Source organism: Dactylosporangium sp. NPDC051541 (assembly GCF_044454505.1).
Taxonomy (GTDB): domain Bacteria; phylum Actinomycetota; class Actinomycetes; order Mycobacteriales; family Micromonosporaceae; genus Dactylosporangium.
Genome location: NZ_JBITDU010000020.1, coordinates 133,120 through 156,725, shown reverse-complemented (window position 1 = coordinate 156,725; position 23,606 = coordinate 133,120). Strand labels below are relative to the sequence as shown.

Here is a 23,606-nt window from a genome sequence, read left to right as displayed (position 1 = left end):
TTCTATACGCGGTATTCGCGCAGCTCGCTGACCTCGGCCCGCGGGGCCCAGCCTTGGTATACGCCGTAATCAAACTCTTCGAGGCCGAGCTCGGCCGCGGCCGGCGCCCGGCCGCCCGTGTACTCCACGCGCAGCCAGCCCTCGTGCTCGCCCAGCACGATGAACGGCTCGGCCCGCCAGAAGCAGGTCGTGCGGACGTAGACCAGCTCGTCGACCTCGCCGCGGGCGACGACCCGGCGGTAGCGGCCCGGGCGGACCTCGTCGAAGCCGTCGCTGGGGTCGGGGCGGTACAGGCGCACGTCGTCGCCGTCCGGGCTGGCCTCGTACTCCGCGCCGTGCCATCGCGCTGCGTAACCGTCGCGGATCACCGCGTCGCCTCTCGGGTGAGCGTCACTACGGGCCCTTTCGCCACGACGGGCCGTCCGCGTCGAGGCGGGCGATGAGGTCCTGGCGGCCGTCCCGGCGCAGGCGCCACAGCTCGGCATTGTGCGGCAGGCGGGCGCTGTCGACCTTGAACTCGGCGATCACGTCGCCGGTCTCGCTCGGGGCGAAGCCGTTGCCACGGAACGGGCCGCGCTCGATGACCCAGCCTTCCATCGCCCGCATGGCCTCGGGTGACTGCCCACCGTAAGGGATCCGGTACAGGTCGCCGCGGTAGGCGATCCAGCGCAGGACGTACGCCTCGTCGGCGTCCGGCTTGAACGATGACCCGGCATAGCTGAGGCCGAGCGCGTTGTAGAGCTGCTCGGGCGTCTCGAGGTGCGCGACCTCGCCGGCCCGGTGCACGAACCCGGACACGCGGTCGTAGTTGCGCTCGAGGTAGTACGACAGCTGCTCGGGCGAGATCGGCTTCTGCATGACCTGCTCGCGGCCGGAGCCCGGCGGCTCGTAGGCGGGCCGCTTCTCGGCCGGCGGCTCCGGCTTCGGCTCGGCCACCGCCACCGGCTGCTCGTCCGGGTCGTCGACACCGAGCCCCATCTCGGTCGCCCAGCTCGCCAGCTGCACGACCTCGGTGCCGGGCAGCGCCGCGCCGGCCGGCGTCTCCGGGTTGATCGCGAACGCCAGCTCGTCGCCGGGCGGCCAGTGCCGGATCATGCGGGTGAACTTGATCCAGCTACCGCGCGCGTCCTCGCCGAGACGCTCCGTCATCCGCTCCTGCGACGTGAACACGACGAGGTGCGGCAGGCCGTTCATGTGCTCGGTCCGCCACCGCGCCGGCTCCACCGGACCGTCACCGGTCCAGAACGGAATCAGCACCTTGGCCAGCAGCAGCGTCGACAGGAACCGGTCGGTGCTGTTCGCCTGAACGGCCTCGAACAGGTCCTTCTCGACCGTGTTGGCCGGGCGGAAGTCACCCGGTGCCATCGGCGCCTTGGGCTGCTCCTCCGGCCGCTCGGCCGCCGCCGGCGGGCCCGGCTGGTGCGACTCCGGCTGGTGCGGCTCCGGCTCCTGGGCCGGCGGCTCCTCGGCCGACGGCTCCTCGGGCTGCGGCGGCTCCGGCTCCGGGGTCACGACCTCGGCGTCGACGATCTCGTCGTGCAGTCGCACCGGCGGCGCGTCCTCGACGATCTCCGGCTCATAGACCGGCTCGATCACCGCTTGTTCTTCGCTTTGGTACGCCCACGCGACCTCGGGTTCCGGCGTTGCTTCGGAGCCCGTCTGGTACCCCGGCCCGGTCGACGGCAGCGAATCCTCGAGCGTTGGCCGGAAGCCCGGCACCGCGCCCGCTCCACCGCTGGTCGGCGCCGACTCCGGGGTGGGCTCCGGGTCCAGGCTGGGCTCCGGCTCCGGCTCCGGCTCACGCACCGGCCGGAAGTCCTGCACCGAGTCCTGCGGCAGGTCCTGCACCACGTCCTGCTGGAAGTCCGGCCGTTCGGCCGCACCGTCCTCGAAGAACGAACGCAGCCCGGCGGACGGCTCCTCGGCGGGCCGGTCCTCGCCTTCGCGACCCGGCCCGACCAGGAAGAACGAGCCGGTGTTCTCCTTCTCCGGACCGCTCGCGCTCGACCAGCTCGACTCGGTCGGCGTCGACGCCGACCAGGCCGACTCGGCCCAGCTGACCGGGGCCGCGGGCGGCTCGGGCTCCTTGGCCGGCTCCTCCGGGACCACCGCCGGCGGGTGCTCGACCAGCTCCTGCGCGCCGGAGGCGAACGAGAGCTGCGCCGGCTCGTCATCGGTGTCGGGCTCGGACCGCAGGTCGGCCAGGGCCGCGTACGGGTCACGGATCGGCGGATCGTCGCTGCGGGCCTCACCGAACGCGTTGAACCGCTGCGGCTCGGGCTCGTCGTCGAAGAACGCCCGCTGCTCCTCCGGCCGCTGCTCCTCTTGCCGCGGCGCTGGGGTCGGGTCGGCCGGCTGGTCACCGAAGAACGAGTGCTGCGGCTCCGTGGTCGGCTGGAAGAACGGCGACTGTACCTCTGCCCGGCCGCTGAAGAAGCCAGCCGGCTCCTCGGGCGCGGGCGCGATTCGCGGCTCTTGTCCGATCGGCTCGGACCGCTGCTCGTCCCAGGCCGGGGCCGGCGCACTCGACCACGCGGCGCTCGATGGCGACGACGACGGCGGCGGTGGCGGTGGCGGGGTGACGGACGCGGGCGGTTCGGGGTGGGCCGAGTGCGGTGCCGGCGCGCTCGACCACGCGGCAGGTGGCGGTGGTGGCGTGACGGGCGCGGCGGGCTCTGGACGGCCCGACTGGGGCGCCGGGTCGAACATGCCGCGCGGCGAGTCGGCGGGCCTGGGGTCAGCGGACCTAGGGTCGGCGGACCTAGGGTCGGCGAGCCGGGGGTCAGCGGGGCCCGGGTCGGCTGCGAAGAACGGGTGCTCGTCGAGGTCGCTGCGGCCGAATCCGGCACTGCGCGCACCGGCCGACACGTCACGGAACGGCCGCGCCGGCTCTTCACCGAACGAGCGCGCCGGGTCTTCACCGAACGGGCGGGCCGGCTCGTTGGCTGGGGGCGGCGACCACGATGGGCGGGCGCCGGCGGCGTTGGCCCAGCCCGGCGGGATCGGCTGCGTGTCTTCGGAGGGCGGGGTGGGCTCGGCCGACCGGTACGCCGACGGCTGGCCCTGCACCGGCCGCGACGGGAGCGGGTCACCGGAGCGGAACGGGTCACCGGAGCGGAACGACTCCCCCGCACCGGGCCGCGTCTCACCGGCACCGGGCCGCGTCGGCAGCGGATCGCCGGGGCCGAACGGCTCACCGGCACCCGGGCGGGACGGCAGCGGGTCACCCGGACGGAACGGCTCGTTCGCGCGGAACGGCTCGTTCGCGCGGAACGGTTCGCCCGCACCGGGGCGCGACGGGAGCGGGTCACCGGGGCGGAAGACTTCGCCCGAGAGGGGGCGTGACGGCAGGGAGTCACCGGAGCGGTACCCCTGGGGCTCGCCGGGCCGTGGGCGTGACGGCAGCGGCTCTCCACCGCCGGGAGCGAGGCGATCCCCCGGACGGTACGGCGGCGGTTCGCGCAGGGCCGACGACTCCTGCACGGGCGGGCGCGGCGGCAGGGTGCCACCGGGGCGGAACGTCGGGGCCGAGTCGTCGGGGCGCGTCGCCTGTGGCTGCCTGGTCGGCAACGGCGGGCCAGAGACGACCGGCAGGTCCGGTGGCGGCTGCCAGGCGGCGGGGAGTACGGGAGCGGCGTGCTCCGTGTAGACCTCCCCGATGTTGCGGGCCGGCTCGCGGCGGGGCCAGTAGCGCGGGTCCCGGCCCTCCTCACGGGCGCGGTCGTCACGGGGGCGGTCGTCACGGGCGCGGTCGTCGCCACTGGCAGGGCGTTGCGGAAGGCCGGAGTCGTTGCCGAGCGGGCGCTGTGGCAGGCCGGAGTCGTTGCCCAGTGGGCGGGACGGGAGGCCGGAGCCGCCGGCGGGCGGGCGGGACGGGAGGCCGGAGTCGCCGCCCATCGGGCGCTGGGGCAGGCCGGAGCCGGCGCTGCCCGCTGCTCGCAACGGTGGGGTGGAGTCGCCACCGTATGGACGCGGCTCGCCGAGCGGGCGCGGAGACGGGCCCGGGTCGTGCAGCGGGCGCTGTGGGAGGCCCGGGTCGCTGAGCGGGCGCGGGGCCAGGCCGGAGTCGCGGTCGATTGGCCGCGGCGGGAAGCCCGGGTCGCGATCGATCGGGCGTGGCGGCAGGCCCGGGTCGCGGTCGATGGGACGCGGCGGGAAGCCCGGGTCGCGGTCGATCGGGCGTGGTGGCAAGCCCGCGTCGCGGTCGATCGGGCGTGGCGGCAGGCCCGGGTCGCGATCAATGGGGCGTGGCGGGAGGCCGGAGTCGCGGCCGGTGGGGCGGGGTGGCAGGGCGGCGTCGCCGCTGACCGGGCGGGAGGACGGCAGGACGCTCGAGGGGCGCGACGGGAGGCCGGAGGATGGCGTTCCGTTCTGCGGGCGCTCGGCGCGGCGGTCGACGCCGGTGAAGAGTTCGCGCTCGCCCGGCATGTCCAGCGAACGGCGGTCCGAGTCGTCGAACAGGCCGTGGGGGCCGGGGCCCGGGAACGACGCGCGGCCGCGGACGGCACCGGCGCCTGAGGTCGGCGCCGGGGAGGTCGGGCCGTTGTCCAGGGGCGGTGCGGGTGGTGCGGACGCCGGTGGGGGCACCGGCAGCGGAGCGGCCGGCGGTGCCGATGACGGCGGCGGAGTCGGGCGGGCCGAGGCGGGCGGCGGTGGCGTGAAGGGGCGGCCGGCCGAACGCTCGAAGTGGATGGGCCGGTCCGCCCTTGTCGGGAGGAAGGCGCCCGGAGGAGCGACATCCGGCGGGGGTACCTCACGGCGGGGCGGAACCGTCGACGCCGGCGGGGCCGAGGAGCCGGCCTGGTCCGCCTTCATGCGCTGGCGCTCGATGGGCGTCGGGGCGGGCTGGTTGGGCACGGTCCGCAGCGGCACCTGCGCGGTCGCACGGGTGCGCGACGACGCCTGCTCCATGCGGGCCCGCGCGCCCAGGGTGCGGCCGGGCAGCCGGACGTCGCCGCGGCTGATCTGCGCCACGAACCACGACGGCAGGTAGCCCTCGACGGGCAGGCCGGGGTTGACCGCCAGCCACCACTCGACGTTGGGCCAGATCCCGGCCAGGTCCCGGAACGGCACCCGGCGATGCGTGCCCGGATGCCCCGCGAGGCACTCCTGCAGCGCGGACGGTGACGTGAAGGCCAGCACGTGCGTGCGGCCCTCGGTGGTCCACGTGCCCCACCCGCCATCGCTGCCGGACGAACCCTCGGGCGCGATCGGCAGCAGGACGTCCGTGCGCGCCAGGATGCGGAAATACTGCTCCTGGTCGTTTGCGCGCAGCGCGTCACGCATGGCGACCTCGGCCTCGGTGGCCGGCTCCCACTCGCTCAACGGCCACCCCCTCTTCGGGCTCGGAAACCGCCGCGTCGCCGAAACCTAACCTATATGGCCACGGCAATTCGAGGGGTGCGACGCGGGCAAGCGCTCCGGCCAGCATAGCGATCGAAGCCGGACCGTTCACAAGGCTGTCTCATTCGCAGCACCCATACGAGCCGTTCGACGTCCGAACCAGTCAAGACGGACGACAGCGACCTGGCTACGGGGCACCCCATCAATGCCCAGCCCCCTACCATGACGCCATGCCCCACCGCCGGCGCGCACTGTCCGCTTTGGTGGCTTTGTCGATGCTTGCGGTTTTTTCCACCATGAGCCCAACGGTCACCGCGGCCTCACCGACAGCAACATCGACTCCCTCGCGATCACCCAACTCGGGTCCGCCGCCCGTCAGCGCGCGATCGGCCGCCGTGGGTTTGGCGGGATCGGCATCCGCCGGGTTCCGAGCGGCTCGAGGCGGAGGTGCGGCTCTCGCACCTGCGGCCCGGGCGCCCGCGGCGTGTCCGAGTCAGCCGCCGCAGCGGCCGGTGTCGGTGGCGTCGGGTTTGCCGTGGGCGCTGCAGCGGTACGACCAAAGCCGCTTGAATGCTCTTGCCGACGGCCGCGGAATCGTGGTGGCGGTGGTCGACTCCGGCGTGGATGCCCGGAATGCCCAGCTCAAGGGCGCCGTCCAGGCCGGCCCCGACCAGCTGGACGGGGGCGGCTCGACCCTCGACTGCGTCGGCCACGGCACCGGTGTCGCGGGCATCATCGCCGCCCGTCCGTCGCTGGCCACACAGTTTCGCGGCCTGGCCCCGGCCGTCACGATCCTCGCCCTGCGGGTCAGCGAGCAGACGGAGGCCGCCGATGGCACGACAACAGGCCGCCGTGGTACTCCAGCCGGCCTGGCCAACGCCATCCGCGCCGCCGTCGCCGGGCACGCGCGGGTCATCAACCTGAGCCTGGTGTCGTACTCGGACGACCAGGCCATCCGCGACGCCGTCAAGTTCGCCCTCGATCACGACGTGGTGGTCGTGGCCGCCGTGGGCAACGGCGCCGAGCTGGGCAACCGCACGCCATACCCGGCCGCGTACGACGGCGTCCTAGGCGTCGGCTCCATCACGCCGGACGGCCAGCGGGCCACGACGTCCCAGTGGGGCACGTACGTCGACCTCGTCGCACCCGGCACGCAAATTGTGACGACGGCAACACCAGACGGCTGGACGACGATGGAAGGCACCAGCTTCGCCGCCCCGTTCGTCTCAGCCGCCGCCGCGCTCCTTCGCCAGTACCGCCCGGACCTAACCGCCGCCCAGGTAACCGCCCAGCTAATCGCCACAGCCGACGGCGGCCGAGCAGGCGACGGCTACGGCGCTGGTGTCCTGAACCCGTACCGCGCGTTGACGGAATGGACCGGCGCCTCCCCTAGGCCAGTCACGCAGCACCTCACCCAGCCCGCCACCACCTCCCAGTCAGCCGCACAGTCCGCCGCGACCCGAACGACCCTGACCTGGGCCTTGTCTGGTCTGACAGCGATCGCACTGGCCGTCAGCCTCGCCGTGATCCTCCCTCGAGCCCGCCGCCGCGGCTGGCGACCCGGCCTACGCTCGCCAAAGCCGTAGCGCGGGCCACCGGACCTCGCCGCGCAACCGGGGCGGGTTCGCGCTCGTGGGAGCCTCACCATGTGGCGAAAGCCGTAGCCTCGGCCGCCAGACGTCGCCGCAGGCAAGGCTGTAGCGCTGGCCGCCGGCCCTTGCCGAGGCAACCGGGGCGGGTCGTGCGCATGGGGATCGTCACCATGTGCCCAAAGCCGTAACTCCGGTCGCCGGACCTCGCCGCAGCGCCTCGGGCCGACCACTCGCACATCCCCCGCGATCGTCCTGAGGCGGCCACTCGAATTCCGTCCGCGCGTTTCCCGCCCGGGCGATCCGCGGGCCGGGCGATCCGCGGGCCGGGCGATCCGCGGGCCGGGCAGCGCTTCGCCCCGCCGGCCCGGGCCGGGGTGGGGCGGTGCGGTGAGCGCAACGGCTGAACGGCGCTCCCCGAAGAAGAGCGCCGCCGCCGTCAAGGCCACCGTGCGGGTCAGCTCTGACCAGGGAACAGGCGGGTGTTGCGGGCCTCCGTCTCCTGATATCGCTGCATCGAATCCTCGACCCCGAGCCGGACGTCGCGCAGCATTTGGGCCAGGTCGGTGCCGGCGCGTTCCCAGTTGGCCTGGCGCAGGGCGTAGGCGTCCTTGGCGTCGCCCTGCCAGCTGGCGGTCAGTCGTTTGCCCAGATCGGAGACCTCGTCGAGGCGGGCGTGGAGGGTGTTGAGCGCGGTCTGGATGGACTGGCTCGCGTGTTGCAGCGCGCCGAAGTCGACTACCAGCGTGTCGTCCATGACATGCCTCCGGGGTCAGCCGCCGAGTGCGGACAGGTCGGTGTTGCCGGCGCGGCGGAGGTGGCCCGCGGCCTCGGCGTCGGTGGCGTCATAGTTGCGGCCCGCGGTGCGCAGGCCCTCGGACGTCTCCAGGAGGTTGCGGTTGAGCACGTCCTGGTCGGCCTTGAACGCGAGCTTCACCTGGGCGAACGTCCGGCCGCCGGCGCCCTGCCAGCCGGCGCGGGTCACTTCCAGCTCCCGCATCAGCGTGTTGAGCATGGTTTGCAGCTCGCCATTCACCTGCTCGAACCGTTGCGCGGCCGAGTTGAGCTCGGCCTGCTGCGCGTGCGTCGTCTGCGCCACCGGCGATCACCCCGTTTCCTCGAAGCGGACACTTGATCTCAACAACCAGGCGCCTCAAAATCCCGTGGCCAACTCGGGACCAGCCGAAGGTATCGGCCCCCGGCTTTCCCCCACCAGACCCAATCCCCCGCTGTGGATAACTTCCGGCATTTCGCCTTTATGATGTCCGGCATGGCTGCGGCGGGGCGATCTTCACGCGGGGACGTCCGGTCGTTCATCAAGTGGGCCGGCGGGAAGACGCGCTATGCGGCGCAGCTCGTCGCGGCCGCTCCCCCGTTCACCGGCCGCTACTGGGAACCGTTCATGGGCAGCGCCGCGGTCTTTTTCGAGCTGCGCCCGGCTAAAGCGGTACTCTCCGACGCCAACCCCGAGCTCGTCGCCTGTTTCCAGGCCGTCGCGGCCCAGCCGGAGGCGGTGATGGAGCGCCTGGACGCGATGGCGAACACGCCCGAGGACTTCGCCCGCATCCGCCGTCAGGACCCCGCTGACCTGGGCACGATCGAGCGAGCGGCCCGGGTCATCTATTTGAACAAGACGGCGTTCCGGGGCCTGTGGCGGGTAAACCGGCGCGGCGTGTTCAACACTCCTTATGGAGCCTACGATCGGCCGTACTATCGCCGGGAAACGCTCCTCGAAGCCTCCCAGGCACTCGCCGGAGCCGATGTGCGGCTGTGCGACTTCGCCGATGCGTTGCAGGAGGCGGAGGCCGGCGACTGGGTGTTTCTGGACCCGCCGTATCTGCCGGAGGGCGGGTTCGCCGATTTCAAACGGTACACCTCGGGGCAGTTCCGAAACGCCGACCACGAACGGCTGGCCGCCGAAATGCACGCGGCTTCCCGGCGCGGCGTCCTGCTCACGATGACGAACAGCGACACCGACGCGACCCGCACCATTTATGCCGGATTCCAGACTGCCCGCATGGCGACACGTCGCGACATCAACCTGCGCGCGGCCGCCCGAGCAAGCTTCGACCTGGTGCTGACCAACTATTGATTGAGAGTAGCCGACAATAGGACAAGCTCACCGCCTTCGTCGCTCGCCCCTAAGTGCATGGCTTATTGCACGACCGCTGCGGCCGCGACTGGGTCGAGCGCCGGTCCCGCGGGTAACAGTGCGACCAGTTCACCGGGGACGGCCGTGGGCTGCTCGCCGCTGTATCCGAGGGCGCCCAGCGCATCGGGTACTGGCACAGTGTGGCGCCTTCCGAGATCGGTGACCAGGGTGACTACACCTGTATCCGTGCGGACCAAAGCGCCGGTTCCGGGTGGTACCACAATGCGATCCGCCAGCACCGCCCCGGCGGTCGTGGCCGATGTCGTGTACAAGGCGTGCGTGAGATCGGGAAGCTCGACGTTGATTGTCAGAGCATTGGCAGTACACACGGAATCGGCATTTGCTTCTATCAACTCCGGCGGTGCCGCAGGCAAGGCGCCCGCGCCTCCCGAATCCGGGGCGAACGCCTTCACCGAGCCACCCTGAACCATCGCCGTGAGTGCGGCGGGGGTGAGTGGTAAGAATCGCCCGTCGGGCTGGACGCTGCGCGTTTCCGGGGCCGCGAGGAGTAACTGTGCGAGCAATGGCGTTATCGATGCCAGGCCGTCTTCGGTGACAATGAATGCGTCAGTGCGCTGACCGACCGCGACGCCGTACAGTTGCCCGATTTTGCCGGCGGCCACGGTTCGGCCCCGATCGGGCACGGCCGGAATGGTGAGGTCGGTCCCGCTCGGTACCGCGTGCAAAAGCGCCTGCGCCACCTCCGCCGGCGGCCGCGCCGACCACACAAGAGCAGGCAGAACGGCGCCCGGATCGCGGATGAGGTGCTTGAACCCGTGCCACAGCAGATACGTTTTCCGGTCCGGACCGTTGACGAGCAATCCTTTTATTTCTGCGGGGGTACCGCCCTGAGGCCCGCCGCCAACAAAAAGCACCGATCCTTCAGGCGTCGAGCACACCGTCCACGGCCCTTTCCGCAGAGCGGATGCGGCCGGAATCGAGCTCGGCGCACCGGGGATGCCCAAAGTTTCACCGCGCGGCGCCTGAGCCAGCACCGATCGTGGCACGACGACCGTAGATGCACCGGCAGTATTGAGGATCAGCAGCGCCGACGCTTGATTCAGCACAGGATGCAGGACATCGCCGCGGTACACGAACAAAGCGCCCGATTCCGCCTCCACAATGACAGCTTTGTCATTGCGCCATTTGCCAGAACTCCCGGATCGAACAACCGCCAGCGCCGCCGCCCCGCCGACGCCGAGCGACGCGAGCAGCAGCCCCACCAGGACCGCGCCGCCGACCCGCCGAAAGGGCCGCTGAACAGGGTCACTCTCCCTGGCGACGAGCGCGGCGGCGACCCGCTGGGCGATGAACTGGTACGACTGTAGTTGGTCTTGCCGCGACGCCATCGGGCCCCCAAAAATGTCGTACCGGCGCCATACGATAAGCCCGTCCAGTTGATCGGCGGGAGGCGATATGTCTTTGGCCAGGCGAATAGTGTCCGCGCAGGCGGCGGTCGCGCTCGCGGCTTTCGCCTGGGTCGCCGGTGGGATTTGGATCTTTGTCGCGCTTCCGTTTGTGCTGGCAGTGCTCTTTCTTGCATTGGTACCGCACCGCTCGCGACGGTTGGCGGGGCTGCCTTCGGGTGTTTCGAACGAGCGCTTGTTCTCCCTGGTCCGGCCGGGCACTTCGGTCTCGGCCATTGCCATGGACGAGGCCGACGTGGGGGTGCTCGAGGACATCGACGGCCTCGCGGCCATCGTGCGCGTGGGAGATTTGTCGGCATTGTTCGGCACTGTATGGGCGCCATTGCCCTCGCTGAGTGCGCTGTTGCCGCCGCCCGGTCCCGGCGTGCCCGCGGCCCGGGTGCAGCTGCTGGTCACCGCGGTCACCGCGCCGAGGACGCGGCCGACTTCACCCTCGGCCGACTCATATCGCCAGCTCAGCGAGGGCCGGGTCCTGGCGCAGCAGCGAGTACTGATCGCCGTGCGAGTGCGCCGGGCCGGCGGGTTTCAGCACTCTGATCTGGAGCAGACGCTCCTGCTGGCCACGCAGCGGATCGTGCGGCTCCTCACCAAGGCCGGTCTCCCTGCTCGGCCCTTGGCGACGGGACCGGCGCTGGCGGCGTTGGCGGAGGCGGCCCAGCACGATCCCGTCTATCCGGTCCGGGAGAGCCGGTCGCGGCTGGAGGTCGGCGGCCTGGAGCATGCGGTGTTCCGAATACGGGACTGGCCTGAGCAGCCGTTCTTCATGGAACGGCTCCTGATGCTGCCCACCGCGGCGACGACCGTCTCGGTCACCGCTCAGTTCGCAAATTCAGCGCATCTTCTAGCTTCGCCCGCACCTGACGACCGCGAAGTCAACGGTGACTCGGGGCGGGTGGGCGTACTTGCGGCGATCGGAGGCCGCGACACGACGACATCAGGTCCGCTGGGCAACGGCGGCCCGCGCCCGCGAGAGAGCGGCGGCGCGGGCGCGTGGAATGGCGGCGGCTCGGACGCTCGAGGTGACCGTGGCGCAGGCGCGCGCGGTCGCGGTGGCTCAGGCGCGCGCGGCGAAGGCGGCTCGGGCGCGTGGGGTGGCGGTGGTCTAGGGCCGCCGGGACTGGAGGGGGAGACGGTTCGGGCTGAGTGTTTGGTGCGGTTGGCCGCTCCGAGTTCGGTGCTGCTTGCGTACGGTGAGGCGGCGCTGCGGCAGCTGGCCCAGGCGACGGGCGCGCAGGTGAGTCGGCTCAATGGGGCGCGGGTCGATGGGCTGGCGGCGACCTTGCCTCTGGGCGGCGGTGCGAGCCGAGATGCTGCGCTGCTGGCCGGTCTCGTGTCCGGGCAAGACGTGCTCGGGGAGTCGGGCGACTGGAGGGTTCACCAAAGGGCTGGCAGGAGGATTGGCAGCACACGGGCGGACGGCGCTTCCGGCGCACAAGCGGTCGGCGCTTTCAGCGCACGGGCGGTCGGCGCTTCCGGTGCCCAGGCCGGTGGCACGGACGATGGAGTTGGCAGCCCGCGAGGCGATGGCGTGCCTGGGGCGGTGCGGGCGGCGGGTGAGGCGGTGTTCGGCGGGGACGGGGTCATGCTCGGGGTCGACCGGCATCGGGCGCCGTTGGTCGTGCGGCTGTTTCGGCCCGAACCGACTCGGGTCGCGCTGGTCGGTGGGGTGCGGTGCGCGCAGATGGTCGTACTGCGGGCTCTGGCGGTCGGTGCGCGTGTTTTGGTGCAGTCGGCTAGGCCACAGACTTGGGAACCGTTTCTGCGCGCTCTGGGCAACGTGGAGTCGCTGAGCCTCATCGCGTCCGGCCCGGTGCCCGATCCCCCACCGGCAACCGCCACGTCGCCGCAGCTGCTGCTCCTTGACGTCGGGCCGGTGCCCGGTCAAGCGAACCCCATCCTGGAATCGCCCTGGCGCACGATGCTGTTCCTGCGCAACGAGCTGACTACCGCCGACTCGGACCTGCTGATCCGCTCCGACCTGACCCTGCTGCAGCCCCTCACCCCGCCCGAGGCAGACCTGGCCGCTGGCGTCCTCGACCTGCACGAGTCCCACGACTGGTTCATCCGCGTCGGGCCCGCGATGCTCGCCGTGGTCGCCAACCGCGAAACCGTCCGCTGGACTCACCTCGCCCCCACCCCGCTCGAGCTCCAACTGATCGGGCCGCCCACCCGTCCCCGCCCCCGCATCCGCCCTCCACGCCGAACTCCACCGCCCGCATCCGACTGGTGAGCCCGGAAGCCGCCGCACTGACCGGCCGCGAGCTGAGCCGCGGCGGGCGTGGGCGGCGGGGATCTCAGGGTGAGATGGGTTGAAAGCGGGCTGTTCTGGGCTGGCTCCAGCGTGGCACGATCACCGGCATGGGAATCCTCATCCGGCTCGCCGTGAGTGCGTTCACGGTTTGGCTGGCGACGCTTGTGATCTCGGGGATCACGGTTCAGGGCGACACCGGGAAGAAGGTCCTCACGCTCATCGTGGTGGCGGCGATCTTCGGGGTGGTCAACGCGGTGTTGCGGCCGATCATCAAGACGATCGGGTGCTTCGCCTACATTCTTACCCTCGGACTGATCTCGCTCGTCGTCAACGGGGCGTTGCTGCTGCTCACCAGCAAGATTGCGGAGACGCTCGACCTGCCGTTCCGGGTTGACAAGTTCTGGCCAACGGCGGTGCTCGGGGCGCTGTTCATCGGCGTGGTCAGCTGGCTGCTCAACTTCTTCGTGCCCGACGGCAAGGACAAGAAGCGGCGGCGGGACGACGACTATGACCGGCGGCCTCCGCAGCGCCCGCAACAGCCCCAGCAGTACGGCGGCGGCTACCAGCAAGGTTACGACAACCGCGGCGGCCAGCAGGGGTACGGCGGCCAGCAATACGGCGGCGGCCAGCAATACGGCAACCGGGGCGGTGGCGGCCAGCAGTACGGCAACCGCGACCAGGGGTACGACGACTACCGATAACGCCCGCCAGCTGGTGACGAACGACATCGCGTGAGGAGTGGGACAGCACCCACTCCTTACCGCGATAGGCATACGGTGGAAGCGTGGACCCGCTGCGCCGTGGATATCTCTATGCCCTGACCGCCAATGTGCTGTGGGGCGGCTTCCCGCTGTACTTCCACGCGCTGCGACCCGCCGGCGCGGTCGAGGTGCTCGCGCATCGGATCGTCTGGTCGCTGGTGAGCATGGTGCTGGTGCTGGTCGTCATCCGGCACTGGCGGAGCGTCGGGCAGCTGCTGCGCCAGCCCAAGCGGATGGCCGGATTCGCGGCCGCGGCCGTGCTCATCGCGGTCAACTGGGGCGTCTACATCTTCGCCGTGAACACGGACCGGGTGGTCGAGGCGTCGCTGGGGTACTTCATCAACCCCCTCTTCGTCATCCTGCTCGGCGTGCTCATCCTGCGTGAACGCCTCCGTGCCCTGCAGTGGGTCGCGCTCGGGATCGGTGCGGTCGCGGTGGTGATCCTGAGCGTGGACTACGGACAGCTGCCATGGATCGCGCTCACCCTGGCCGCGTCGTTCGGGTGCTATGGGCTGGCCAAGAAGCGGCTCGGGTTGCCCGCGGCCGAAGGCCTGTTCCTGGAGTCCGGCGTTTTAACCCTGCCTGCGCTGGTGTACCTCCTGTGGCTGACCTCCCAGCACCAGTCGACATTCGGCACGGTCTCCGCGTGGCACTCGGTGATGCTGGCGGGAAGCGGGCTCCTCACGGCAGTACCACTGCTGCTTTTTGCGGAGGCCGCCAACCGCGTGCCGCTCTCCGGGCTGGGCATTTTGCAGTATTTGACGCCAACCCTGCAGCTCATCATCGGCGTCGCCGTCTTCAGTGAACCGCTCCCGCCCGTGCGGCTCGCCGGCTTCGTCATCGTGTGGTGCGCGCTGGCCTTGTTCAGCTGGGATGCCTTCCGCACCGCCCGCCGCAACCGCGCGGAACGCGAATCAGCCGCCACCACCGCCGCCAACGAACCGGCCACCGTCGGCGCCGCCGAATAAACGCCACCGAACGACGCGACAGACGGCCGCACCGCTCGCCACCGTCGGCGCCGCCGAATAAAGCGACCGCACGGTCAGCGCGTGCGGCGGCCCAGGAGCGGTCGGCGAGGCGGGCACTGTACAAAGCGACACGGCGGCCGGCCCTGGCTAGGGGTCGGCCGCCGCACCTGTGTGAGTGAGTAGAGGACGGAAGATCAGGTGGCGAGGGTCAGCAGCGGCGTCCCGTCGCCCTTGCGGATCTCGACGCGGGCGATGTTCGACTCCGGAATGTCGCTGTGCGCGGACAGCTCCATCTGGTCGCCCGGCCGGGCGCTCCAGGTGGAGATCTCCTGGGGCTGGCCGGTCTTGGGGACGACGACGAGCGTGTAGGTCCACTTGGAGTACTCGGCGCCGTTCTCGCCGGCCTTGTAGCCGCACTTCATCCGGACCTCGGTGCCGCCCGAATCGTCGGACAGGGCCAGCGAGGCGGAGACGGGCACCGCCGAGGCGACCTCCCGCATGGCCTCCCAGTCGGGCTGGCCGACACCGGCCGCGCGGATGCCGACCACGGCGATGACGCCCAGGAACGCGGCCACCAGCGCGGTGCCCGCCGTCTGCCAACGACGGCGGCGGCGGGCGGTGCGGCGGGCGTTCTGGGCGCGGTCCAGGACGCGGGGCAGCAGCGGGTCGACGGGGCTGCCGTTCACCCGCGAAGCGGCCGGAGCCGGTACGGCGGTCGGGCCGGCCCAGCGGGAGTCGGTCGGGCTGACGGTGGGGCCGTCATCGGGCGTGACGGTAGGACCGGCCCAGCGCGTTCCCGTTGCGGCCGGTGCGCCCCCAGCGGTGCGGCCGGCCGGAGCATCGGCCAAAAAAGGTGGGCCGTCCGCGTCGAGGTCGTCGTCGGACGCCAAGGCGATCTGCGCGGCGATCTCCGGGTCGAGCCGGCCCAGCAGGCCTGGCAGGTCGGAGAACTCCGCCACCTCCGCACGGCACTGCGCACAGTCGGCGAGATGCCGCTCGTATGCCTCGCGCTCGGGCGGCGACAACGCCCCCAGCACGTAGACGGCCGAGTCATGGAGGTGCTCACACCTCATTGCGTCACCCCCAATTCCTCTAGGACGACCTTCAGCGAACGCAGTGCGTAGTATGTCCGCGACTTCACCGTGCCCGCAGGCACACCGAGCCGCTCTGCCGCCTCAGCGACGGAGCGTCCCGCGTAGAAGCACTCCACCAGCACCTCTCGGTGCGGACGGGAGAGCCGGGCCAGCGCCTCCGCGATCACCCAGGACTCCACCGCGCGCTCAGTTTCATCGACCACAACCGGAGTCTCCGGCATTTGGTCGGTAAAAACCTCGCCCACCCGCGCGGAACGTCTTCGCCAAGCGTCGATGGCCAGGTTCCGGGCGGTGGTGAAGAGCCAGGCACGGACCGAGCCACGGGCCGGGTCGAGCGCCTCCGGGTGTTGCCAGGCCCGCAGCAGAGTTTCCTGCACGAGGTCCTCGGCCCGTTGGCGGTCGCCGCCGGTCAGTCGCAAGGTGTGCGCGAACAGCGCGTCGCCGTGCTCCGCGTGGAGCGCCTTCAGCAGGTCAGCATCGTCTCTACTCACGCTTCGTTATGTTTCCGATTCCTTCCACCAGCTTCTACGCACTAATACGCACAGAGGTTCATGGGTATGGGAGTTGTCGCGCACGCGACATCGGCAATCGCGCCAACGGACCCGGACATATACGAAAAATCCGATAAGTCGCGGCACGGAGTGCCCGACTTATCGGATGAAAAGGACAGCGGTGAGACCCAACCGTTACTCGGCGAGGACCGTCGCCAAGTGGTGAGCGGTGGCCAGGAGGCGGGTGCGGACCACCTTCGCCGAGGACATCAGCTCGGCCGGCGGCAGCGCGCACGCCAGCACCACCCGGCGGTCCTGGTCGCGGTCGTTGACGACCATGACGGCGGCGCACGCCAGGCCCTGCCGGAACTGCCCGATCTCGATCTGCATGCCGCGGCGGTCGCCGGCGGCCAGGTCCGAGTCGAGCGCCTCGGGTGAGGTGAGGGTCGCGGAGGTGTAGGCCTTCATGCCGTACTCCTTCAGGAACCGCCACCGCTGGTCCGCGCTCATCGTCGCGAGGAGCGCCTTGCCCAGCGCGGTCGCGTGCGCGGCCTCGTCATAGCCCGGCACGAGATCGTCCATCGGCGGGGTCCGCGGACCCTCGGCCATGGCGGTCACCGCGACCCGGCCGCCGACGAAGCGGCCGAGGTAGTGCGAGTATCCGGTCTCGGCGGCCGCGCGGCGCAGCCGGTCGATGACGGCGCCCGGGCCCCGGAAGGCCAGGACGAGCTCGCGGTAGCGGTCGGCGATCTCCAGACCGACCACATAGGTGCCGTTCTCCCGCCGGATCACGTAGCCCTCGTAGGCGAGGGTCCGGACCAGGTGGTAGGTGGTGGCGACGGTGAAGTCACATCGACGCGCGATCTGCTTCACTGTCAGACCACGGGGCGACTGACCAACCGCCTCCAAGACTCGTAGGGCCCTCGAAACGCTTCGGATGAGATCCGAGGGTTCGGCTTGTGGATCCCGCACCGCCGCCCTCCCCAGCCGCAGCAGTAACTGGAGTCACACCATATGAAATTAGAGAGGGTCGAGGGAACAATCTGATCATTTATGGCGCGAGGTCAGGGGAAATTCGAGGGCTGCACATAGCGATGAACGGACCATTTTGGACATGCCGATCGTGCTACTCACCACGCGACACGCCGTCCCGCATAAGTAATGACCTCATGTGGCCCTAGGATGCCTGAGTAAGTAAAGGCGACGCTAGTGAGTAGTTGAAGCAATACTGCGCATGCGTCACTCCGCCGTGTCATCGCGCCGTTGCGACTTGTCGTCGGCAGAGGTATCCCGCCAGATGGCATTGAGCAACGTGCACCTTGCACTCATCGGCCCTGTTTGCGCTGCCCATGCCGCACGCAAAGACCGACGCCGGTGAAAATCACATTGACCGGCGTCGGTCTAGGAGCAGGTTGGCCGGACTAGTTGGTGCGGTCGGCGATGAAGTCGCAGAGCGACTCCAGCGCGACCCGGGCGGGCACCTCCGGCAGCACGGCCAGGGCCTCCCGAGCGGCGTCCGCATAGCCCCGGACGGTCTCCCGGGCCTGCTTGAGGGCCGCGGAGTCGCGCAGCAGGCCCAGAGCCTCGGCGTGCAGTGCGTCATCGGTCACCGGGCCGGCGGCGAGGATCTCACGCAGCCGCACCGCGGACACGTCGTCGTCCGAGGACGCCAGCGCGTACAAGACCGGGAGCGTGCGGACACCCTCGCGCAGGTCGGTGCCGGGCGTCTTGCCGGACTCGGTGGCGTCGCTGGCGATGTCGATGAGGTCGTCGGAGAGCTGGAAGGCGATGCCGAAGGTCTCGGCGAACCGGGCCAGCGCGTCGACCTGCTCCGGCGGGCAGCCGCCGAACATCGCCCCGAAGCGGGCGCTGGTCGAGATCAGGGAGCCGGTCTTGTGCTCCAGGACCCGCAGATAGTGCTGGATCGCGTCCTCGCCGTCCAGCGGGCCGGAGGTCTCGTCGATCTGGCCGTGCACCAGCCGGGAGAACGTGCTCGCCTGGATCTTGACGGCGTCGACGCCCAGCTCGGCGGCCAGGTCGGCGGCGCGGGAGAACAGGTAGTCGCCGACCAGGATGGCCAGCGCGTTGCCCCAGCGGGAGTTGGCGCTGGGCGCGCCCCGGCGGACCTGGGCCTCGTCCATGACGTCGTCGTGGTAGAGGGTGGCCAGATGGGTCAGCTCGACCACCGCGCCCGCGATGACGACATCACGGGACGTCGGGTCGCCGAACTGCGCGGCCAGGCCCACCAGCATCGGGCGGATCCGCTTGCCACCCGCGTGCAGCAGGTGCCGAGCCGCCTCGGTGACCAGCGGGTTGGCGCTGTGCACGGAGTCGATCAGCACCGCCTCGACGTCCCGCAGGATCGCCGTTACGTTGCGCTCCAGCTGCGGATCGGCAAGGGTCAAGCCGACCGCGGCACTCGACTGCACGGTTCCCGTACTCACCACAGCTCCAACGATGCCATACGAACTCCCGACTCCCGATACAGGGACGTCCCCACGTGGCAGGCCACGGGGGACGTCACCGTCGGTGTTTCCAGACTAGCGAGTGGCTAACTCAAGAACTTTCCGGCGCTCTGCGTGACCTCGAGCAGTGCCCCCGGCGCCACGCCCAGGACCAGCGTGGCGACGGTCCCGATGACCAGCGCGGCCGCCGTCATGGCGCCCGGGATGGACACGGCCGGCGTCGTCTCGCCCGGCTCGGACAGCCACATCATGACGACGACCCGCAGGTAGGGGAAGGCGAGGATGGCGGAACTCACCACACCCGCGATCACCAGCCAGGTCTGGTCGCCGTCGATACCGGCCGCGAAGATGCCGACCTTGGCGGTGAAACCGCTGGTGAGCGGCAGACCGGCGAAGGCCAACAGGATGAAGGTGAACAGCGAGGCGTAGAGCGGGGAGCGCCGCCCCAGCCCGGCCCAGCGCGACAGGTGCGTGGCCTCGCCATCGGCGTCGCGCACCAGGGTGACGACACCGAACGCGGCGAGCACGGTGAAGCCGTAGGCCACGAGGTAGAACAGCGAGCTCGACAGGCCCTTGTCGTTGAGCGAGATCACGCCGATGAGGACGTAGCCGGCGTTGGCGATCGAGGAGTAGGCGAGCAGCCGCTTGATGTCGGTCTGGGTCACGGCCAGGATCGCGCCGATGATCATGGTCAGCACCGCGATCGTGCCCAGGACCGGCTGGATCGTCCATTCGGTCCGGTGGAAGCCCACGTAGACCAGGCGCAGCAGCCCGCCGAAGGCGGCGACCTTGGTGCAGGCCGCCATCAGGGCCGTGATCGGCGTCGGGGCGCCCTGGTAGACGTCCGGCGTCCACACGTGGAACGGCACCGCGGCCGCCTTGAACAGCAGGCCGATGGCGAGCAGGGCCAGCCCGACGTACAGCAGGATGTCGTCCTTGCCGCCGGCCTGGATGGCCCCGTCGATCGCCTTGAAGTCGATCTGGCCCGCGTAGCCGTAGACCAGCGCGATGCCGAACAGGAAGAACGCCGAGGCGAACGAGCCGAGCAGGAAGTACTTCATCGCGGCCTCCTGCGACAGCAGCCGCCGGCGGCGAGCCAGCGCGCAGAGCAGGTAGAGCGGCAGGGAGAAGACCTCGAGCGCCACGAACATCGTCAGCAGGTCGTTGGCGGTGGTGAACAGGATCATGCCGCCGAGGGCGAACATGGTCAGCGGGAACACCTCGGTGGCACCGCTCGTGCGCACGGACTGCTCACGGTCGCGGTCGGTGTTGGCGGTGACCGCGGCCTGGGCGACGAACGCGCCGCCCGACTCCAGGGTCCGTTCGCCGATCAGCAGTACCGCCACAATGCCCAGCACGATGATGGCACCGGACAGGAACAGGCCGGGCCGGTCCATGGCGACCGCCGTGGACGCGGTGATGACCTCGGTCTTGCCCTGCCGGATCACCATGACCAGCGCGGCCACCAGGCCGGCCAGCGCCAGCGTGACCTGCGCCACGTGGCGGATGCGCCGGGGGACGAACCCCTCGACGAGGACACCGACGCAGGCGACGCCGAAGAGGATCAGCATCGGCGAGAGCGCCGCGTAGTCCAGATGCGGCAGTTGGAGTTTGTCGTTCACTTGCCGGCCTCCACGGTACCCACGGTGGCTTTCGGGTCGGTCTTGCCGACGTCCTGCATCGTCGCCTTCACCGCCGGGTTGATCACGTCGGTCAGCGGCTTGGGGTAGAAGCCCAGCAGCAGGATCAGCGCGATCAGGGGTGCGACGACGACGGCCTCACGGACGGACAGGTCCCGGCCCATGGCCTTGATCTCGGCCAGCTTCGGGTTCGGAGTGCCCTGGGTGGTGCGCTGGATCATCCACAGCACGTAGCCGGCGGCCAGGATGATGCCGGCGGTGGCGATGATCGCGACCGTCTTGTTCACCGTGAACGTGCCGATGAGCACCAGGAACTCGGAGACGAAGGGCGAGGTGCCGGGCAGCGCCAGGGAGGCGAGGCCGGCGATGAAGAACACTCCCGCCAGCACCGGCATGAGCTTGCCGGCGCCGCCGAAGTCGGTCACCAGGGCGCTGCCCCGGCGGGCCACCAGCATGCCGACGACCAGGAACAGCAGGCCGGTCGCGAGGCCGTGGTTGACCATGTAGAGCACCGCACCCGTGCCGGCCTGCGTCGTGAAGGCGAAGATGCCGACGCCGATGAAGCCGAAGTGCGCGATCGAGGTGTATGACACCAGGCGCTTGAGGTCCTTCTGGCCGATGGCCACCAGCGCCCCGTAGATGATCCCGACCAGCGCGAGCGTGAGCCCGAGCCAGGCGAAGTCCTTGGAGGCGTTGGGGAAGAGCGGCAGGCAGTACCGCAGAATCCCGAAGGTCCCGACCTTGTCCAGGACGCCGACCAGCAACGCGGCCGACCCGGCGGGCGCGGCGCCACCGGCGTCGGGCAGCCAGGTGTGGAACGGGAAGAACGGCGCCTTGATCGCGAAGGCGACGAAGAACCCGAGGAACAGCCAGCGCTCGGTGTTGGTGGAGAAGTCGGCGTTGACCAGCGTCTGCCAGTCGAACGTCTGGCCGCCCAGCACCCACAGCCCGACCAGCGCGGCCAGCATGAACAGGCCGCCGAGCAGCGAGTAGAGGAAGAACTTCACCGCCGCGTACTGCTTGTGCTGCCCGCCGTAGGAGCCGATGAGGAAGTACATCGGCACGAGCATGACCTCGAAGAACACGTAGAACAGGAACACGTCCTGGGCGGCGAAGACGCCGATCATCGTGCACTCGAGCGACAGCAGCAGCGCGAAGTAGGCCGGCACCGACCGCTTGCTGTTCTCCGCGTCGTGCCAGGAGGCCAGGATGACCAGCGGCACCATCAGGACGATCAGCGCGATCATGACGAGCGCGATGCCGTCGACGGCGAAGGTGAACTTGGCCCCCCATTGCGGGATCCAGGTCCAGGAGTCCTTCATCTGGAACCGTTCGGCGTCCGGGCTGGAGTCGAACTTCGCCCACATGCCGACGCCGAGCGCGAGGATCACCACGGACCAGACCAGCGCGGCCTGCTTGGCCAGGTTCGGCCGGTCCTTGGGGAGCAGCGCGACACCTACCGCACCGACGAGCGGCGCGGCCGTGAGGACGGTCAGGTATGGGAAGTGGCTCATCCGAACCTCACCGCAAGCGTGGCGGCCAGCACGAGCACCGCACCTCCGAGGATGGAAAGGGCGTAGGAGCGCACGAACCCGGTCTGGGCCCGGCGCAGTCGGCCCGATCCGCCGCCGACGCCCGCGGCGAGGCCGTTGACCAGCCCGTCGATGCCGCGGTTGTCGAGGTAGACCAGGGCCCGGGTCAGGTAGCGACCGGGCGCCTCGAACACGATCTCGTTGAACGAGTCGGTGTAGAGGTTGCGGCGGGCGGCGGTGACCAGCGGGTTGGCCGGCTCCTCCGCGAGCGCGGTGCCCCGGTTGAACAGCGCGATCGCCAGGCCCGCACCGACGAAGGTGAAGACGAGCGACAGGATCGTGATCACGCTGTGCGAGAGCACCGGCTCGGCCTCGGCCTGCTCGGTGCCGAAGGTCGGCGTGAGCCAGTCCGGGACCGACGTCGACAGCAGCCAGCCTGCGAAGACCGAGCCGACCGCCAGCAGGATCAGCGGGATCGTCATGACCGCCGGCGACTCGTGCGGCTTCTTGATGTCCTCGGTCCAGCGCTCCGGGCCGTGGAACGTCAGCCAGAACAGCCGGGTCATGTAGAAGGCGGTCAGGCCCGCACCGAGCAGCGCCGCCCCGCCGAAGAGCCAGGCCGTCCAGCCCTCGCGCTCGAAGGCGGCGACGATGATCGGCTCTTTGGAGAAGAAGCCGGACAGGCCAGGGAAGCCGATGATCGCCAGCCAGCCGAGGCCGAACGTGATCCAGGTGATCGGCATGTACTTGCGCAGGTTGCCGAAGCGGCGGATGTCGGTCTGGTCGTGCATGCCGTGCATGACCGAGCCCGCGCCGAGGAACATGCCGGCCTTGAAGAAGCCGTGGGCGAGCAGGTGGATCAGGGCCAGCCCGTAGGCCGCCCCGCCCAGACCGACGCCCAGGAACATGTAGCCGATCTGCGACACCGTCGACCAGGCCAGGACCCGCTTGATGTCGTCCTTGGCGCAGCCGATGACGCAGCCGATCAGCAGCGTCAGCGCGCCGACCGCGACCACCACGGTCTGGGCGTCGGGCGAGGCGTTGAAGAGCGGGTGGGAGCGGGCGATCAGGTAGACGCCCGCGGTCACCATCGTGGCCGCGTGGATCAGCGCCGAGACCGGGGTCGGGCCCTCCATCGCGTCGGGGAGCCAGGCCTGCAGCGGGAACTGGCCGGACTTGCCGGCCGCGCCGAGCAGGAGCAGCAGGCAGATCCAGAGGATCGCGTTGTGGCCCAGGCTGCCGGCGCTGTTGAAGACCTTGTCGTAGTCCACGGTGCCGAAGTAGGCGAACATCAGGAAGATCGCGATCGCGAAGCCCGCGTCACCGACGCGGTTCATCAGGAACGCCTTCTTCCCGGCGGTCGCCGCGCTCGGGCGCAGATACCAGAAGGAGATCAGCAGGTAGGAGGCGAGACCCACGCCTTCCCAGCCGAAGTAGAGCATCACGTAGTTGTTGCCGAGGACCAGCAACAGCATCGCCGCGATGAAGAGGTTGAAGTATCCGAAGAACTTCCGCCGGCCCGGGTCGTGCTCCATGTAGCCCACCGCGTAGAGGTGGATCAGGGAGCCGACGCCGGTGATGAGCAGGACGAACATCGCCGACAGCGGGTCGAACAGGAGACCCATGTCGACGTGGAAGTCCCCGACGCCGATGTAGTCCCACAGCTTGATCTCGACACCGGAACGGTTCTCCAGCCCGCGCAGGGTGAAGAAGTACGTCAGGCCGAGCACGAATGAGGCCGCGACGCTCAACACGCCGAGCCAGTGGCCCCAGCGGTCGGCCCGCTTGCCGAGCAGCAGCAGCACTGCCGCGCTCGCCAGCGGAATCGTCGGAAGCAGCCAGAACGAGCCCAGCCACCCGGTCGCCGCCGAGTAGGCGATTTGTTCCACCACC

The 23,606-nt window shown here is 70.3% G+C and carries 16 protein-coding genes and 1 pseudogene; 5 read left to right on the top strand and 12 right to left on the bottom strand.

What is annotated here, in order from left to right; all coding sequences use genetic code 11:
- Window positions 1-2: 2 nt before the first annotated feature.
- Together ACIA8L_RS49200 and ACIA8L_RS49195 are read right to left on the bottom strand one after the other, a co-directional pair.
- Complete coding sequence (locus tag ACIA8L_RS49200; protein WP_395916071.1) at window positions 3-368, bottom strand: hypothetical protein; 366 nt, start codon at window positions 366-368, stop codon at window positions 3-5.
- A gap of 25 nt (window positions 369-393) precedes the next feature.
- On the bottom strand, window positions 394-5,325 hold the full coding sequence (locus ACIA8L_RS49195; protein WP_395916070.1) for an SseB family protein: 4,932 nt from the start codon (window positions 5,323-5,325) through the stop codon (window positions 394-396).
- Window positions 5,326-5,909: 584 nt separating this feature from the next.
- On the opposite strand from ACIA8L_RS49195, the gene mycP reads away from it, so the two are divergent.
- Complete coding sequence (mycP, locus tag ACIA8L_RS49190) at window positions 5,910-6,929, top strand: type VII secretion-associated serine protease mycosin (RefSeq protein WP_395916068.1); 1,020 nt, start codon at window positions 5,910-5,912, stop codon at window positions 6,927-6,929.
- A 460-nt stretch (window positions 6,930-7,389) separates the two neighbouring features.
- Here the strand turns inward: mycP and ACIA8L_RS49185 are convergent, their stop codons facing one another.
- Window positions 7,390-7,689, bottom strand: coding sequence for a WXG100 family type VII secretion target (locus ACIA8L_RS49185; protein WP_395916066.1), 300 nt, complete (start codon window positions 7,687-7,689; stop codon window positions 7,390-7,392).
- Window positions 7,690-7,704: 15 nt separating this feature from the next.
- Complete coding sequence (locus tag ACIA8L_RS49180) at window positions 7,705-8,031, bottom strand: WXG100 family type VII secretion target (RefSeq protein ID WP_395916064.1); 327 nt, start codon at window positions 8,029-8,031, stop codon at window positions 7,705-7,707.
- Window positions 8,032-8,202: 171 nt separating this feature from the next.
- Between ACIA8L_RS49180 and ACIA8L_RS49175 the strand changes: the two genes are divergently transcribed.
- The gene (locus ACIA8L_RS49175; protein ID WP_395916062.1) at window positions 8,203-9,024 is read left to right on the top strand and encodes a DNA adenine methylase; all 822 of its coding nucleotides are present in this window, start codon (window positions 8,203-8,205) and stop codon (window positions 9,022-9,024) included.
- A gap of 62 nt (window positions 9,025-9,086) precedes the next feature.
- Here ACIA8L_RS49175 and eccB read toward each other — a convergent pair whose 3' ends face one another.
- Complete coding sequence (gene eccB, locus ACIA8L_RS49170) at window positions 9,087-10,727, bottom strand: type VII secretion protein EccB (RefSeq protein WP_395916061.1); 1,641 nt, start codon at window positions 10,725-10,727, stop codon at window positions 9,087-9,089.
- Window positions 10,728-10,731: 4 nt separating this feature from the next.
- Between eccB and ACIA8L_RS49165 the strand changes: the two genes are divergently transcribed.
- From ACIA8L_RS49165 to rarD, 3 genes and pseudogenes are all read left to right on the top strand, one after another.
- Window positions 10,732-12,741, top strand: a complete 2,010-nt coding sequence (locus ACIA8L_RS49165; RefSeq protein ID WP_395916059.1) for a type VII secretion protein EccE — start codon at window positions 10,732-10,734, stop codon at window positions 12,739-12,741.
- A gap of 128 nt (window positions 12,742-12,869) precedes the next feature.
- A pseudogene (locus ACIA8L_RS49160) lies at window positions 12,870-13,217 on the top strand (phage holin family protein); the annotation flags it as partial.
- A 329-nt stretch (window positions 13,218-13,546) separates the two neighbouring features.
- On the top strand, window positions 13,547-14,491 hold the full coding sequence (gene rarD / locus ACIA8L_RS49155) for an EamA family transporter RarD (RefSeq protein ID WP_395916057.1): 945 nt from the start codon (window positions 13,547-13,549) through the stop codon (window positions 14,489-14,491).
- A gap of 194 nt (window positions 14,492-14,685) precedes the next feature.
- Here rarD and ACIA8L_RS49150 read toward each other — a convergent pair whose 3' ends face one another.
- From ACIA8L_RS49150 to nuoL, 7 genes are all read right to left on the bottom strand, one after another.
- Complete coding sequence (locus ACIA8L_RS49150; RefSeq protein WP_395916056.1) at window positions 14,686-15,564, bottom strand: anti-sigma factor family protein; 879 nt, start codon at window positions 15,562-15,564, stop codon at window positions 14,686-14,688.
- Complete coding sequence (locus ACIA8L_RS49145; RefSeq protein WP_395916110.1) at window positions 15,561-16,055, bottom strand: sigma-70 family RNA polymerase sigma factor; 495 nt, start codon at window positions 16,053-16,055, stop codon at window positions 15,561-15,563. The genes ACIA8L_RS49150 and ACIA8L_RS49145 overlap by 4 nt, the downstream gene beginning before the upstream one ends.
- Before the next feature lie 216 nt (window positions 16,056-16,271).
- Window positions 16,272-17,048: an IclR family transcriptional regulator gene (locus ACIA8L_RS49140; protein WP_395916054.1), complete on the bottom strand. Its 777-nt coding sequence runs from the start codon at window positions 17,046-17,048 to the stop codon at window positions 16,272-16,274.
- Between the two features lie 449 nt (window positions 17,049-17,497).
- A complete protein-coding gene (locus ACIA8L_RS49135) occupies window positions 17,498-18,520 on the bottom strand; it encodes a polyprenyl synthetase family protein (protein WP_395916053.1) in 1,023 nt (340 codons plus the stop codon).
- Between the two features lie 107 nt (window positions 18,521-18,627).
- The gene (gene nuoN / locus ACIA8L_RS49130) at window positions 18,628-20,163 is read right to left on the bottom strand and encodes an NADH-quinone oxidoreductase subunit NuoN (protein WP_395916051.1); all 1,536 of its coding nucleotides are present in this window, start codon (window positions 20,161-20,163) and stop codon (window positions 18,628-18,630) included.
- Window positions 20,160-21,695, bottom strand: coding sequence for an NADH-quinone oxidoreductase subunit M (locus ACIA8L_RS49125; protein ID WP_395916049.1), 1,536 nt, complete (start codon window positions 21,693-21,695; stop codon window positions 20,160-20,162). Before ACIA8L_RS49125 ends, nuoN begins: the two co-directional genes overlap by 4 nt.
- Window positions 21,692-23,602 carry an NADH-quinone oxidoreductase subunit L gene (gene nuoL, locus ACIA8L_RS49120; protein WP_395916047.1) on the bottom strand — a complete coding sequence of 637 codons (1,911 nt, stop codon included), beginning with the start codon at window positions 23,600-23,602 and terminating at the stop codon, window positions 21,692-21,694. The genes ACIA8L_RS49125 and nuoL overlap by 4 nt, the downstream gene beginning before the upstream one ends.
- Window positions 23,603-23,606 lie beyond the last annotated feature (4 nt).